At 72.0% G+C, this 13064-nt stretch carries 14 protein-coding genes; all 14 read right to left on the reverse strand.

What is annotated here, in order from left to right:
- Positions 1 to 85: 85 nt before the first annotated feature.
- Positions 86 to 1345 carry an SGNH/GDSL hydrolase family protein gene (locus ACT2CW_RS07780; RefSeq protein WP_445516015.1) on the reverse strand — a complete coding sequence of 420 codons (1260 nt, stop codon included), beginning with the start codon at positions 1343 to 1345 and terminating at the stop codon, positions 86 to 88.
- Between the two features lie 156 nt (positions 1346 to 1501).
- Complete coding sequence (locus tag ACT2CW_RS07785) at positions 1502 to 2542, reverse strand: MBL fold metallo-hydrolase (protein WP_445516016.1); 1041 nt, start codon at positions 2540 to 2542, stop codon at positions 1502 to 1504.
- Positions 2539 to 4044 carry a class I adenylate-forming enzyme family protein gene (locus tag ACT2CW_RS07790; protein ID WP_445516017.1) on the reverse strand — a complete coding sequence of 502 codons (1506 nt, stop codon included), beginning with the start codon at positions 4042 to 4044 and terminating at the stop codon, positions 2539 to 2541. Before ACT2CW_RS07790 ends, ACT2CW_RS07785 begins: the two co-directional genes overlap by 4 nt.
- Before the next feature lie 92 nt (positions 4045 to 4136).
- Positions 4137 to 4457: an EthD domain-containing protein gene (locus tag ACT2CW_RS07795; protein WP_445516228.1), complete on the reverse strand. Its 321-nt coding sequence runs from the start codon at positions 4455 to 4457 to the stop codon at positions 4137 to 4139.
- Between the two features lie 25 nt (positions 4458 to 4482).
- The gene (locus ACT2CW_RS07800; RefSeq protein WP_164431420.1) at positions 4483 to 4860 is read right to left on the reverse strand and encodes a hypothetical protein; all 378 of its coding nucleotides are present in this window, start codon (positions 4858 to 4860) and stop codon (positions 4483 to 4485) included.
- A complete protein-coding gene (locus tag ACT2CW_RS07805) occupies positions 4857 to 5231 on the reverse strand; it encodes a nuclear transport factor 2 family protein (RefSeq protein WP_164431422.1) in 375 nt (124 codons plus the stop codon). Before ACT2CW_RS07805 ends, ACT2CW_RS07800 begins: the two co-directional genes overlap by 4 nt.
- Before the next feature lie 156 nt (positions 5232 to 5387).
- Entirely contained in the window at positions 5388 to 6011 is a 624-nt protein-coding gene (locus ACT2CW_RS07810; protein WP_037953725.1) for a TetR/AcrR family transcriptional regulator, read from the reverse strand.
- Positions 6012 to 6101: 90 nt separating this feature from the next.
- A complete protein-coding gene (locus ACT2CW_RS07815; RefSeq protein WP_445516018.1) occupies positions 6102 to 7250 on the reverse strand; it encodes an acetyl-CoA C-acetyltransferase in 1149 nt (382 codons plus the stop codon).
- 29 nt (positions 7251 to 7279) lie between these two features.
- Positions 7280 to 8071: an enoyl-CoA hydratase/isomerase family protein gene (locus ACT2CW_RS07820; RefSeq protein WP_445516019.1), complete on the reverse strand. Its 792-nt coding sequence runs from the start codon at positions 8069 to 8071 to the stop codon at positions 7280 to 7282.
- Positions 8068 to 8847 (reverse strand): SDR family NAD(P)-dependent oxidoreductase, encoded by a 780-nt coding sequence (locus ACT2CW_RS07825; protein WP_182469476.1) that lies wholly within the window; start codon positions 8845 to 8847, stop codon positions 8068 to 8070. The genes ACT2CW_RS07820 and ACT2CW_RS07825 overlap by 4 nt, the downstream gene beginning before the upstream one ends.
- On the reverse strand, positions 8844 to 9620 hold the full coding sequence (locus ACT2CW_RS07830) for an SDR family oxidoreductase (protein WP_445516020.1): 777 nt from the start codon (positions 9618 to 9620) through the stop codon (positions 8844 to 8846). The genes ACT2CW_RS07825 and ACT2CW_RS07830 overlap by 4 nt, the downstream gene beginning before the upstream one ends.
- The gene (locus ACT2CW_RS07835) at positions 9617 to 10849 is read right to left on the reverse strand and encodes an acyl-CoA dehydrogenase family protein (protein ID WP_445516021.1); all 1233 of its coding nucleotides are present in this window, start codon (positions 10847 to 10849) and stop codon (positions 9617 to 9619) included. Before ACT2CW_RS07835 ends, ACT2CW_RS07830 begins: the two co-directional genes overlap by 4 nt.
- Positions 10850 to 10887: 38 nt before the next feature.
- Positions 10888 to 11862: a phosphotransferase family protein gene (locus ACT2CW_RS07840; RefSeq protein WP_445516022.1), complete on the reverse strand. Its 975-nt coding sequence runs from the start codon at positions 11860 to 11862 to the stop codon at positions 10888 to 10890.
- Positions 11859 to 13061 carry an acyl-CoA dehydrogenase family protein gene (locus ACT2CW_RS07845; RefSeq protein WP_445516023.1) on the reverse strand — a complete coding sequence of 401 codons (1203 nt, stop codon included), beginning with the start codon at positions 13059 to 13061 and terminating at the stop codon, positions 11859 to 11861. The genes ACT2CW_RS07840 and ACT2CW_RS07845 overlap by 4 nt, the downstream gene beginning before the upstream one ends.
- Between the last annotated feature and the right edge of the window lie 3 nt (positions 13062 to 13064).

Genomic DNA, 13064 nt, shown 5'->3' on the forward strand with positions numbered 1-13064 from the left:
AGATCTCAGCTCCTGTCCGACGAGGGTGAACCCCACCCCGGGCCGGTGCCGCGAGGCCACGGCCCGGGGTGGAGCGGGGCGGGGGTCAGCGGTCGCAGTTGAGGGCGGGGAGGGGGATGGCGTCGCTCATCACGCGCATACCGGTGTCATTGGGGTGGAGGTGGTCGCCGCTGTCGTAGGCGGGGAGCATCCGGGTGGGCGCCGCGGGGTCCCGGACGGCCTGGTCAAAGTCGACGACCGCGTCGAACTCGCCGCTGGTGCGGATAAAGGCGTTGACCTGTTGGCGGACCGTCTCGTCGACGGTCTCGTACTCCCGCCAGCCCTCGTACGGCATGACGGTCGCCCCGACCACACACATGCCACGCGCGTGGGATCTCGCGATGATCTGCCGGTAGCCGGCGATGAGGTCGTCGGCGGTGGGGCCCGGCGTGGCCTTGATGTCGTTGATGCCCTCCAGCAGGATCGCCGTGCGCGCACCGGCCTGGGAGAGCACATCCCGCTCGAGTCGCTTCAGCGCGCTCTCGGCCGAGCCGTCGGCGAGGATCCTGTTGCCGGAGATTCCTTCGTTGGCGACGCCCTTGAGCCGGGAGCGGGGGTCGGCGAGCAGCCGTCGGGCGAGGAAGTCCGGCCAGCGGCGGTTGGTGTCCTGAGTCGAGGCGGAGCCGTCGGTGATCGAGTCGCCGAAGGCGACGACGGCGCCGGTGCCGCGCGGGGGCCGTACGACGGCGGCGTCCAGGTAGTACCAGGAGGTGATCTGCTGGGTGTAGGCGGCGGCGCCCTCCTCCGCGGCGTGGTCACCGGCCGGTGCGACGTACTGGGTCGCGCGGGCCCCCTTGTGGCCGGTCGCGAGCGTGCCCGCGCCGCGCACGTAGAGGCTGATGGCGAGGTCGGACTGGGGCTGGACGCGGCCCGGCAGCGGATCGCTGTACACGACGCCGCCCACCGGTACGGTCACCGACGACGCGCCGCGGAAGGTCAGCCGTCCGTTGCTGCCGGGCACGACCGCCGCCCCGGACTCGCGCACACCGGCGTAGGCGTGGCCGAAGGTCACCGGCTGGTCGCCGTAGGCGTTGGAGAGCCGGATCCGCAGGTCCCGGCCGCCGACGCTGGTGTGGACGACGAACCGGTAGGTCAGGTCCTGGGCGGCGGTTCCCGCCGGGTACGCGCTGGAGGCCCAGGTGACGACGGAGGAGCGCGGGGCGGGGGGTGTCACGGACTGGGCGGCGGGCTGGGCGGCCGGCTGGGCGGCGTAGGACTCGGTCCCGGTGGCCACGAAGGCCCCGAGGGCGGCGGCGGTCGCGGCCAGGAGGCCGAAGGCGCGTGCGGGTAAGCCGGGTCTCTGCATGATGCGGCCCTTCCTTCTCTCGACAGTTCAGTGATCGGATGAATTGATACGCAATTCCGGTCCGACTGTCGAGAGAGAGGGCCAAACTGCCCGGGATGAGCCGCTCACCACCCCCATGGTCATCGGATCTATTCGATGGACTTACGTACGGTGTCGTCAGCGCACGCGCGTGTACCGATCCACCCCGTCGGCGCGGACCGCCGTCACCCGGCCCCGCAGCACCAGGACATCCAGATGCGCGGCCGTCTCATGGACCGCGAGCATCTGGTTGAAGGCGCTCAGCTCCCCGAACGGCACGGCCCGGCGCGTCCATGCGAGCTTCCGCGCCACCGCGTGGGCGTCGAGCGCGTCCTCGCCCAGCGCCGTCAGGCTCCGGGCCAGCCGGTCGTCGTGGTGGGCGAGCAGTTCGGCGACCCGGGTGTGGGCGGAGTCGGCGACCGGTCCGTGCGCGGGCAGCAGTCGGGCGTCGGCGTAGCGGGTCATCAGCCGCAGCGAGTCCAGGTAGTCGGCGAGCGGGTGGCCGCCCGGCTCGGCGAGTTCGAAGCCGATGGACGGGGTGATGTGCGGCAGGACGTGGTCCCCGGAGAACAGCAGCCCCCGCTGTTCGTCCAGGAAGACCACATGGCCCTTGGTGTGCCCGGGAGTGGGCACGACCCGCAGTTCGCGCTCGCCGAAGCGCAGCGTCTCCGCGCCGAGCCAGTGGTCGGGGGCCTCCCAGACACTCGGGTCGTAGCCACCGTGGTCCATCGCCTCGATGCGGTCGGCGAGTTCCCCGGCGCCCGCCGCCCGCAGGGTCCGCAGCGAGCCCACGGGCTGGTCGCTGCGCAGCCGGTGGAGCATCTCCAGGCCCGGGCGCTCCTCCGCGCCGAGGTAGACGCGCGAGCCGAGCAGCCGGCGCAGCTCCACCGCCTGGGTGTAGTGGTCGCGGTGGATGTGGGTGACCAGGATGTGGCTGATGTCGCCGAGGTCGCGGTCGAGGGCGGCCACGGCCTCCTCGAGCGTCTTGCGCGCCTCGGGAATCGCCCAGCCCCCGTCGATCATGACGATGCCGCCGTCGTCGTCCAGATCCTCCAGGAGGTAGACATTCACGGCGTGCAGACCGTCGTTGGGCAGCGGCAGCGGCACGCGGTGCACCCCGGGCCCCACGGTCTGGATTCCGGCCGTCGCCCATGGAGCCTGGTCGAACCGCGCTGTCATGATCCTCCTTCGCGGGTGTGCAGCCTGACGGCCAGGTCCCGGGCCCCGCCCCGGTCGAGCTTGCCGACCTTCGTCTGGGGCAGCTCCTCGACGTCGTAGACGTACTCGGGCCACTTGGTCTTGGACAGACCGACGCTCTCCAGATGGCCGGTCACCTCGGCCAGTTCGAAGCCGCCACCGTCCTCGGCGACGACGAGCAGCGCCACGCGTTCACCGAGGACATCGTCGGGGACCGGTGTGACACAGGCCCTGGCCACGCGCGGATGGCTGGCGACCGCGCGCTCTATCTCGGTGATGTCGATGTTGCGGCCGCCCCGGATGATGATGTCCTTCTCGCGGCCCATGATGGTGATGGTGCCGTCCTCGTGGACCATCAGCAGATCGCCGGTGGGCAGATAGCCGTCCGCCGTGAGCGCGGGTGGATCGGTTCTGCCCTCGCGGGCGTATCCGAGGTAGAGGGAGGGGCCGCGGACCTGCGCCCGGCCGGTCACCCCCGGTCCGGCCACCTGACCGTCGGGGGTGAGCGCGCGCACGTCCGTACCCGGGAAGGGACGGCCGTCCCTTCCGAGCCGGATCTCCTCGGGGTCGTCGGGGCTCGGCGTGGTGTGGCCCAGGCACTCGGACATGCCGAAGACGCGGAGGATCTTCGTGCCCAGGGACCGTTCGGCCCGGGCCAGCGCCCCGCGGTCCATGGGCCCGCCGCCGACGGTGATCGACCGGACGCCCCGGAGGATGCCGGAGCCGGCCGCTTCGGCGCCCATCTGCAACGCCATGGTCGGTACGCACATGGTCCAGCGGACGCCCGCGTCGGCCATCCGCCGCAGCGCGACCGCCCGGTCCCACTTGCCCGTGAGGACGAGCGGCCCGCGCAGCAGGAGGGAGAGGTAGACCCCGAAGCAGTACGCCGCGGTGGACGACAGCGGCACGATCGCGGCGATGGCGTCGCCCGGTGCCAGCCCGTTGGCGTCGATGGTGCTCGTGGCGGCGTAGCGCAGGGCCCGCTCGGACTGTATGACGCCCTTGGGCCGCCCGGTCGACCCGGAGGTCAGACCGATGAGGGCGCCGCCCGACCAGCGCGACACCTCGTGTCCGCCGGGTACGGACCGGCACGCCCAGCCGTCCAGCACGGTCCGCGCCGGGCCCGGCAGCCGGGTGTGCACCGTCCACTCGTCCATCGCCGAGGGCTCGGCGACGACGGCGTCCGGACGGATGTCCTCCCATGCGGCGGCGAACTCGGCGGGTGTGGTGTGCCGATTGACCACCGCGAGCACCCCGCCCCGCAGGCCCACGGCGAGGGTGGCGGCGACGGTGCGCCATGAGTTGTCCGCCTGGACCAGGACCGTGCCGACCGATCCGTCGGCCGCGTCGGCGGACAGCGCTCCGGCCAGCCGTCCGGCCTCCTCGAGCAGTTGCCGGGCCGTATGGCTGCCGGTGTCGTCGATCACGGCGATGAAGTCGGCTTCGTCCGCCTTCTGCTGGAACTCCCGCACTACCTGTCGCATCCTGCCCCTCGCTGCGCTGTGCCGAACTCCGTTGTGCCGAAACGCTCTGGTGTCTGACCTGCCGCCGGACCGAGCCGGGCGGCCCGGAACGCTCAGGCGGTGAACATCTCCGCCTCGTGTCCCATGACCGCGATCCGGCGGCCCTTCATGTCGCCGACCTGGGCGACGGCATCGGCCCACTCGGGGCTCGCGAGGGCCTTCTTCAGGTCCTCGGGGGAGTCGAAGCTGAGTACGGAGATCCCGTCCCAGCCTTCGGAACGCGGCTCCAGAGCGGCGTCGATCTCGGTGTGGCGCCAGGCGCGCAGCCCGGGCAGCCGGTAGGTCAGCTCCGCGTGGTCGCCGCGCCACCACGTGATGAATTGTTCATGCGTCCACTCCGGGGGCCGGGCCGCCAGCAGGACCAGGTTGTACATGACAGTGCTCTCCATGGGGTCGAGGTCAGGTGAAGCGGATCTCGGATGAGCGCCCGATCAGCAGGCGCTGAAGCCGGCCTTCGTCGTTCACCCGCCCGGCGGCGACGAAGGTGGCCTCGGGGACACCCGCGCGGCGCACCTCGCCCAGGAAGAGCTCGTCCTGGCCGAGCGTGGTCGCCGACAGCAGATGGTGGGTGCGGGTGCCCTTCTCACGCTGTTCGAGATAGCCCACCAGGGCGGCGCGGTCCCCGGCGAAGTCGGTGGCGTTGCCGTCGCCGGTGGAGAACAGGATGGACAGCGAGAAGTCGTCGCTGATCAGGTCGAGGATACGGGACGGCTCGTCGCCGTCGAGGATCTCGAACCACGCGGTGAGGAAGGGGGCCGCGGCCGGGGCGTCCGTCATGCCGGACTCCCGTCGCCCCGCGGGGCCCAGTCGACCAGTTCGAACGAGGTCGTGAAGAAGGACTGGTAGCGCGCGATGAGCCCGCCGGGCGAGATCACCGCGGCCGAGAGGAAGGAGCCGGTGTACCGCCCGCCCTCCGTCACCACCCCGTACACGGTCTCGAGGTCGCCGTCCCGGCTGTGGCGCAGGATCTCATGCGACCGTTCCTTGGGATTCCGGCCGGCGATGTACGCGGCGAAGTCCTCCTTGGACTCGCCGGTGATCTCACTGCCCGGCAGGGCGATGAGAAAGCGGAAGTCGGGTTCGAGCAGGTCCAGCGTCCGTTCCGGATGCGGGCTGTCCATACTGGCCATGTACGTGCGCAATGCCATGAGACCGGGGCTCCCAGATCAACCTGAGTTCAGTTCAATTCAGTGATCTGGATCGTAATCCGGGGGAAACGCGGCTGACAAGAGCCCGTACGGACGCGAAACGGCCCCCGGCGGATATCCGCCGGGGGCCGGAACGGCAGGGGGCCGCTCAGGGGGTCAGGTGGCGACCATACGCACGCAGGCGCCCTCGATCAGTTCACTGACCTCCGACAGCGGTGTCGGCCCCGAGGGCCGGTACCACCGCCAGACGCTGACGATCAGGCCGAGCACCCCCGAGCCGAGCAGCTGCGCGTCCCGGAGCGGGAACGCACCCATGGACATGCCCTTCACCAGCAGGTTCGTCCAGTTCCGCTCGACGAGCTGGACCAGCTTGCGGGCCTCGACCCGCTCGGCCTCCTCCCGCTTGGACTTGCGCGTGCCGGAGAGCAGGTCCATGTGGTTGTGCAGGATCCGCATCTGGAGGACCTCGTGGTCCGAGACGTCGTAGGCCGCGCGGACGGCCGCCCGGAGCGCCTCGGTCGGGTCCTCGACGCCCTCGGTCGCCTCCGTGAACTTGTCGTGGGAGCGCTGGAGCTCCAGCCGCATGATGGTGAGCAGGCAGTGCGTCTTGGACTCGAAGTAGTGGTAGAGCGCCGTCTGCCCGATGCCGACCCGCTCGGCCACGGTGGACCACTTGGTGGCCTCGAACCCCGTCTCGCCGAAGCAGTCGACGGCGGCGGCCAGGATGGCGGCACGCTTGGACCTCGGTCCCGCTTCGGGTTCAACGATTCTCGTCGCCATGCCTCGTCTCCTGGCCGCAGTCCACCTTGTCCGTACCCGAGAGTAGCCCCAAGCTGAACTCAGTTGCCAATCGACGTGAATGGGCCGTGCTCAAAGGCGCTCCAATACCGTCGCGTTCGCCATGCCGCCGCCCTCGCACATCGTCTGGAGCCCGTAGCGTCCGCCGGTCCTGCGCAGTTGGTGGACGAGCGTGGTCATGAGCCGGGCGCCGGTGGCGCCGAGCGGATGTCCGAGCGCGATGGCGCCGCCGAAGGCGTTGACCCGCTCCGGGTCGGCGCCGATCTCCTTCTGCCAGGCGAGGACGACGGAGGCGAACGCCTCGTTGATCTCCACCAGATCGATGTCGCCGATCGCCAGCCCGGCCCTGTCCAGGACCTTCTCGGTGGCGGGAATCGGACCGGTCAGCATGTGGATCGGATCGGAGCCGACGACGGCCATGGTGTGCACGCGCGCGAGCGGGGTCAGGCCGTGGCGGCGCACCGCCTCCTCGGAGGCGATCAGCAGGCCGGCGGCGCCGTCCGAGATCTGGCTGGAGACGGCGGCGGTCAGCCGGCCGTCCTCGGTGAGGCTCTTCAGCCCGGCCATCTTCTCCAGCGTGGTGTCGGCGCGCGGCCCCTCGTCGGCGGCGAGCCCGAAGGCCGGGGTGATCTCGTCGTCGAAGGCGCCGTCGGCCTGGGCGGCGAGGGCCCGCTGGTGGCTGGTGAGCGCGAACTCCTCCATCTCCGAGCGGGAGACGGCCCACTTCTCGGCGATCAGCTCGGCCCCCCGGAACTGGGAGACCTCCTGGTCCCCGAAGCGCTCGCGCCAGCCGTCCCCCGCGTACGGGCTGCCCATACCGGCCTGTTCTCCGACGTACATGGGGCTGGCGATGGGCACCAGGCTCATCACCTCCACCCCGCCGGCGACCACCAGATCGGCGGTCCCGGAGCCGACCGCCTGGGCGGCGAAGTGCACGGCCTGCTGGGACGAGCCGCACTGGCGGTCGATGGTGGTGCCGGGGACGTGCTGGGGCAGCCCGGCCGACAGCCATGCGGTACGGGCGACGTTGCCGGTCTGCGCGCCGATCTGGCTGACGCAGCCGAAGTACACGTCGTCGACGGCGCCCGGGTCGGCCCCGGTGCGCTCCAGCAGGGCGCGCAGCGCATGAGCGCCGAGATCGGCGGGGTGGACGCCGCTGAGCGCGCCCTTGCGGCGGCCGACGGGGGTGCGGACGGCTCCGACGATGAATGCTTCCGACACGGTGGGGCTCCAAGGGTTTCGGGACGGAGTCAGGTGCTGGGGGCGGCGGAGGTGAAGTCGGGTGTCCGTTTGCCCAGGAAGGCGGCGACACCCTCACGGCCGGTGGCGGAGGCGGCCGCGGCGGCGATCGCACGGGCCTCGCGGTCCAGATGCGTACCGAGGTCGGCGGTCAGCCCGGTGGCCACGAGACGGCGGGTGGCGCCGAAGGCGGCGGTGGGCCCGTCGCGCAGAGCGTCGGCCGTGCGCAGCGCCTCGGCGGCCAGCCGGTCGGCGGCGACGACCCGGCTCACCAGTCCGATGTCCTCGGCTTCCACCGCCGCGATACGGCGGTTGGTCAGCAGTAGGTCCAGGGCCCGCTTGGAGCCGACGAGCCGGGGCAGGAACCAGCTCACCCCGGCGTCCGGTGAGTAGCCGATCCGGGTGTACGCGGTGGTGAAGGAGGCGTCGTCGGCGGCAAGGGTCACATCGGCGGACGCGGCCAGGCCGATCCCCGCACCGGCCACGGCTCCCTGGACGGCGGCCACCACGGGCGCGTCGCCCGCCGCGAACGTGCGCAGCGCTTCGTGGAGCGCGCCGGTCACCGCGATGAGGTGCCGCTCCAGTGGCTCTCCGGAGAGCCGGGAGAACTCCCCGAGGTCACCGCCGACGCAGAAGGACTTCCCCTCACCGGTCAGCAGCACGGCCCGGACGGACTCGGTGGCGCAGGCCCGCGCCGCGTCCAGCAGTCCGTGTGCCATGTCCAGCCCGATGGCGTTGCCCGCCGCGCCCCGGCGCAGGGTGACACGGGCCAGGCCGTCGTCGATCTCGATGCCGACGCTCATCGCGCGGTCCATCCGCCGTCGACGGTCAGGACCTGGCCGGTGCAGTACGAGGAGGCGTCCGAGGCGAGGAACAGCAGCGCGCCGTCCAGTTCATGGGCCCCGCCGCCGCGCCGCAGCAGGGTGTTGCGCTCGACCCAGCGGCTGGAGCGCTCGTCGCCGAAGAGGTCCGCGGTCATCTCGGTACGGAACCAGCCCGGGGCGAGCGCGTTGACGCGGGTTCCGCTCGCGCCCCACTGCCCGGCCAGCTCCCGGGTCAGCCCGATCAGCCCGGCCTTGGACGCCGCGTAGCTCGCACCGCCCAGCGGGGCGGCGGTGACCAGGCCGAGGATGGAGGAGACGTTGATGACGCTGCGGGGCGGGTCGCCGTCCACGGCGGGTGCCTCGGCCACCAGGCGCGCCAGGTGGAAGGGGGCGGTGAGGTTGACGCCGAGCACATCGGCGAAGGCGTCCGGGGATTCGTCCTCGGCGCGGGTCTCCCCGGACGTGGCCGCGTTGTTGACCAGGACGTCGATGCGGCCGGTGGCGCCCAGCGCCGTCCCGGTCAGCCGCGCGCGGTCGGCGGCGAGCGAGACATCGCAGGCGACGGGGTGGATACGGGTGTCGGAGTCGGCGAGTTCGTTCAGCTTCTCGACGCGCCGGGCGGCGGCGAACACGGTGGCCCCGGCCTCTGCGAGGACGGCGGCGAAGCGTGCGCCGAGCCCCGCGGACGCGCCGGTGACCACCGCCGTCCTGCCCCGGAGCGAGAACAGCTCCGCGGCGGCGAGCGGCGCGCTCATCCTTCCACTCCGATCGGCAGGGCGGTCGCGCCACCGTCGAGCACCAGGGTCTGGCCGGTCATCCAGGAGGAGGCGTCGGTGGCCAGGAACAGCGCCGCGTGTGCCACGTCCTCGACCGTGCCCAGGCGCCGCAGTGGCAGCTTCGCGGTGAGGATCGGCTCCCGGACCTCCCACACCGCCCGTGCCAGCTCCGTCTTGATCAGACCGGGGGCGATGGCGTTGACGCGGGCGCGCGGCCCGAGTTCGTACGCGAGCTGCCGGGTCATGTGCAGCATGGCCGCCTTGGTGGCGTTGTAGTAGCCGATGTGCGGATCGACGACGAGCCCGCCGACGGAGGCGATGTTGACCACCGCTCCCCCGTGTTCGGCCATCCAGGCCCGCCAGGCACAGCGGGTCCAGGCGATCATGCCGTACTGGTTGACCCGGGCGGTCTTCTCCGCGCGCGGCAGGTCCAGGTCGAGCAGATCGCCGTGGTACGGGTTGGTCGCCGCGTTGTTGACGAGGATGTCGAGGCGGCTGAAGCGGGCCATGGTCTCCTCGACGCACCGCTCGGCCTGCTCCGGTTCACCGGCGTTCGCCACCACCGTGTGCACATCGCCGTCGCCCTTGACGCGCAGCAACTCCTCGCGCGCCTCGGCGAGTCCGGCCGGTTTACGGGCCGCGATCACCACATGGGCACCGGCCGCCCGGTAGGCGGTGGCGATGCCGAGGCCGATGCCGCGGGATCCGCCGGTGATGACGGCCACCTTGCCGTCGAGGCCGTTGGCGCTCACGCTGCCCCTGCCTTCGCATCGGTCTTCTTCTTGTACGGCGCGAGCTCCTGGCGGGCCACCGTCCGCAGATGGACTTCGTCGGGGCCGTCGGCGATGCGCAGCGCCCGGGTGATGGCGTACAGCCGGGCCAGTACGGTGTCGTCACTGACCCCCGCCGCGCCGTGCGCCTGCACCGCCCGGTCGACCACCTTGTGCGCGACCTCCAGCGCCGCGACCTTGATGGCGGCCACCTCCATACGGGCGGCGGCGTTGCCGACAGTGTCCATCAGCCAGGCCGATTTGAGGACGAGGAGCCGCACCTGCTCGATCTCGATGCGGCTGCGGGCGATCCACTCCCGGACCACTCCCTGGTCGGCGAGCGGCCCGCCGAAGGCGGTGCGTTCGGTGACGCGCTCGCACATCAGCCGCAGGGCGCGCTCGGCGAAGCCCACGGCGCGCATCGCGTAGTGCATCCGGCCGGGGCCCAGCCGTCCCTGGGCGAGCGCGAAGCCCTCGCCCTCGCCGCCGAGGACGTTCTCCACCGGTACGCGGACGTCCTCGAAAAGCACATCGCCGTGTCCGAGCCGGTCGGTGTAGCCGAACATCGGCAGGTCGCGCAGGATCTTGACGCCCGGGGTGTCCCTGGGGACGAGCAGCATGGACTGCTGCCGGTAGGTGGGCGCCTCCGGGTCGGTCTTGCCCATCAGGATGATCAGCTTGCAGTCGGGGTCGAGGATCCCGGAGGTGTACCACTTGCGGCCGTTGACCACATACGTGTCGCCGTCGCGGGTGATACGGGTGCGGATGTTGCGGGCGTCGGAGCTGGCGACCTCCGGCTCGGTCATGGCGAAGCACGACCGGATCTCCGCGTCGAGCAGGGGCCGCAGCCAGCGCTCCTGCTGCTCGGGGGTGCCGTACAGCGCGAGCAGCTCCATGTTGCCGGTGTCGGGCGCCGAGCAGTTGAACACCTCGGGACCGATGATGGATTCGCCCGCCAGCCCGGCGAGCGGCGCGTATTCCAGGTTGCTGAGCCCCGCGCCCCAGTCGCCGTGCGCCATGAAGAGGTTCCACAGACCCTCGGCGCGGGCCTTGGCCTTCAGCTCGGCCATCACCGGCGGCAGGGCGTGCGGATCGTCCCCTTCGGCCAGTTGCCGGTCGTACGTGGCTTCCGCGGGGAAGACGTACTCGTCCATGAACGACCGCATGCGGTCTTGGAGTTCACTCGCCCGTGGCGAGTATCCGAAATCCACGAGTGCTCCTGTTCGGTGGGGTACGGACCGCTGCCGGGTCAGCCGAGGATGTCGCGGGCGGTGCGGATCATCGCGGCGATGGTGGGCGGCAGGCGTTCCTGATCCGGGTCGTGGTGTTTGCCCTCGCGGTGGCGGCGCAGGTTGTGGCCCATGATCGCCGCCATCTTCATGCGGCCGAGCGCCCGGAACCAGTCCATCGCGGGCAGCGCGGGCCCGGCGTCGCCGTAGGTGTCCAGCAGTTCCGCCTCGCCGGGCAGGCCGGGCACGGCGTGTCCCAGCTGGGGGAAGTTGCGGTGGTCGGCGAAGAGCAGGAACCAGCCCAGGTCGATACGGGGGTCGCCGACGCTCCAGATCTCCCAGTCCACGACGGCCACCGCCCGCTCGCCCGCGCACAGCACATTGCCGAGCCGGAAGTCCCCGTGCAGCAGCACCGGCGGGAGGCCGCTTGGCACGCCATCGGCGAGACGTACCAGCAACTCCTCCCCGCCGGGCCGCAGTTCGGGGGGAACGGCACGCAGGGTGCGGCTCCATCGGTCCAGCTCGCCGGAGGGGTCGAGCGGTGCGGGCGGGTCGAGCCCGGGGGTGTGCGCATCGGTGCCGTGCAGCCGCCGCAGGACGGACGCGATCTCCAGCATCCGGGCGCGGGCCGTCGCGGGCGGCACCTCGTGGTCGTCCAGCACCGGCTCGACGGCCTCCCCGTCCGCGAACTCCATGGCGAACCAGGCGGGTTGGGTCTCGTCTACGGCCACCACGCCCGGTACCGGCACCGCGGACCCGGCCAGCGCGCCCAGCACCCGTGCCTGGCGCAGCACGTCGTTGCGTCCGACAGGCCGCTGGCCCGGTGGCACGGCCTTGACGACGTACCGGGAGTCCCCCGCCGCGACCTCGTACGTCAGCCCGGAGTGGCCGCCCGGCAGCACCCGCAGCTCGCCTATGGCCGCGCCCGGGTGGTGGCGGGCGAGCCGGTCGCGGACCCGTGCGGCCAGCTCCGTTCCTTGCGTGGCCATGTTCATCGGACGGGCTCCTTGGGCAGGCCGAGGACGCGTTCGGCGAGGATGGTGCGCTGGATCTCGTCGGTGCCGCCCGCGATGCTGTAGCCGGGCGCGCCCAGCAGGTGTTCGGTCCAGGCGTAGGTGCCCCACTCCCCCGTATCCGCCACCAGGCTCGGCCCGAGCAGCTCGGACACCAGGTCGCTGGTGCGCCGCATGGTCTCGGTGGCGTACAGCTTGCCGACCGACGCCTCCGCGCCGGGCTCGCGCCCCGCGACGAGGGCGGCGGTCACCCGCAGCCCCATGAGCCGCTGGACGAGGGTGCGGATGTGGAGGTCGGCGGCGCGCTGCCGCTCGGCGCCGGTGTGCGGGCGCGGCAGGTTCGCGGCCAGGTCCAGCGCCCGGTCGGCGTTGTCCAGGCCGAGGCCGCCGGAGTCGAGCCGTTCGGCGGCCAGCACGCTGAGCGTGACCCGCCAGCCCTCGCCGACCGGCCCGAGCCGGTCGGTGTCCGGCACCCGCACACCGTCGAGGTAGACCTCGTTGAAGCTGGTGCCACCGGTCATCTGCCGGATGGGCCGTACGGTGACGCCCGGCGCGTCCATGCGCACCAGGAAGACGGTGATGCCGGCGTGCTTGCGGACGTCCCCGTCGGTGCGGCACACCGCCACGCCCCACGTGGCGACGCGGGCGCCGGAGGTCCACACCTTGTGCCCGGTCAGCACCCAGTCCTCGCCCTCGCGCACCGCCTTGGTGCGCACCGCGGCGAGGTCGGAGCCCGCCTCGGTCTCCGAGAACAGCTGGCAGGCCAGTTCGTCGGTGCGCAGCAGGGGCACGAGCCAGCGGCTCTTCTGCTCCTCGGTGCCCCACAGGCCGATCGCGGGGGCGACGAGTGCCTGTGTCACGGGGAAGATCTCGGGGCGGTGGGGTAGGTCGAAGGCCGCCTCCTCGGCGCGGTAGAGCTGCTCGTAGTAGGCGGGCAGCTCCCGCCCGCCGTACTCCCGCGGCCAGTTGAACGCGGACCAGCCGTGGTCGTAGCGGGTGCGTTCCCACTCCTGGACGCGCGCGGTGTGCTCGCGCTCCTGCTCCTCGGTCCAGTTGTCGAACACGGCGACGGAGTCGGAGCCGCTGCCCCACTCCCCGTCGGCGGCGCGGGGCCGGGCGACTCCGGTGAGCCACCGCCGGGCCGCGGCGCGGAACTCATCAGGTTCCGGGATGCCGCTCATCTT

Source organism: Streptomyces sp. NEAU-174, assembly GCF_052665095.1.

What these genes read in the sequence shown, in the direction of transcription:
- ACT2CW_RS07780 (WP_445516015.1), bottom strand. Translation starts at nt 1,345, where the DNA reads ATGCAGAGACCCGGCTTACCCGCACGCGCCTTCGGCCTCCTGGCCGCG.
- ACT2CW_RS07785 (WP_445516016.1), bottom strand. Translation starts at nt 2,542, where the DNA reads ATGACAGCGCGGTTCGACCAGGCTCCATGGGCGACGGCCGGAATCCAG.
- ACT2CW_RS07790 (WP_445516017.1), bottom strand. Translation starts at nt 4,044, where the DNA reads ATGCGACAGGTAGTGCGGGAGTTCCAGCAGAAGGCGGACGAAGCCGAC.
- ACT2CW_RS07795 (WP_445516228.1), bottom strand. Translation starts at nt 4,457, where the DNA reads ATGTACAACCTGGTCCTGCTGGCGGCCCGGCCCCCGGAGTGGACGCAT.
- ACT2CW_RS07800 (WP_164431420.1), bottom strand. Translation starts at nt 4,860, where the DNA reads ATGACGGACGCCCCGGCCGCGGCCCCCTTCCTCACCGCGTGGTTCGAG.
- ACT2CW_RS07805 (WP_164431422.1), bottom strand. Translation starts at nt 5,231, where the DNA reads ATGGCATTGCGCACGTACATGGCCAGTATGGACAGCCCGCATCCGGAA.
- ACT2CW_RS07810 (WP_037953725.1), bottom strand. Translation starts at nt 6,011, where the DNA reads ATGGCGACGAGAATCGTTGAACCCGAAGCGGGACCGAGGTCCAAGCGT.
- ACT2CW_RS07820 (WP_445516019.1), bottom strand. Translation starts at nt 8,071, where the DNA reads ATGAGCGTCGGCATCGAGATCGACGACGGCCTGGCCCGTGTCACCCTG.
- ACT2CW_RS07825 (WP_182469476.1), bottom strand. Translation starts at nt 8,847, where the DNA reads ATGAGCGCGCCGCTCGCCGCCGCGGAGCTGTTCTCGCTCCGGGGCAGG.
- ACT2CW_RS07840 (WP_445516022.1), bottom strand. Translation starts at nt 11,862, where the DNA reads ATGAACATGGCCACGCAAGGAACGGAGCTGGCCGCACGGGTCCGCGAC.
- ACT2CW_RS07845 (WP_445516023.1), bottom strand. Translation starts at nt 13,061, where the DNA reads ATGAGCGGCATCCCGGAACCTGATGAGTTCCGCGCCGCGGCCCGGCGG.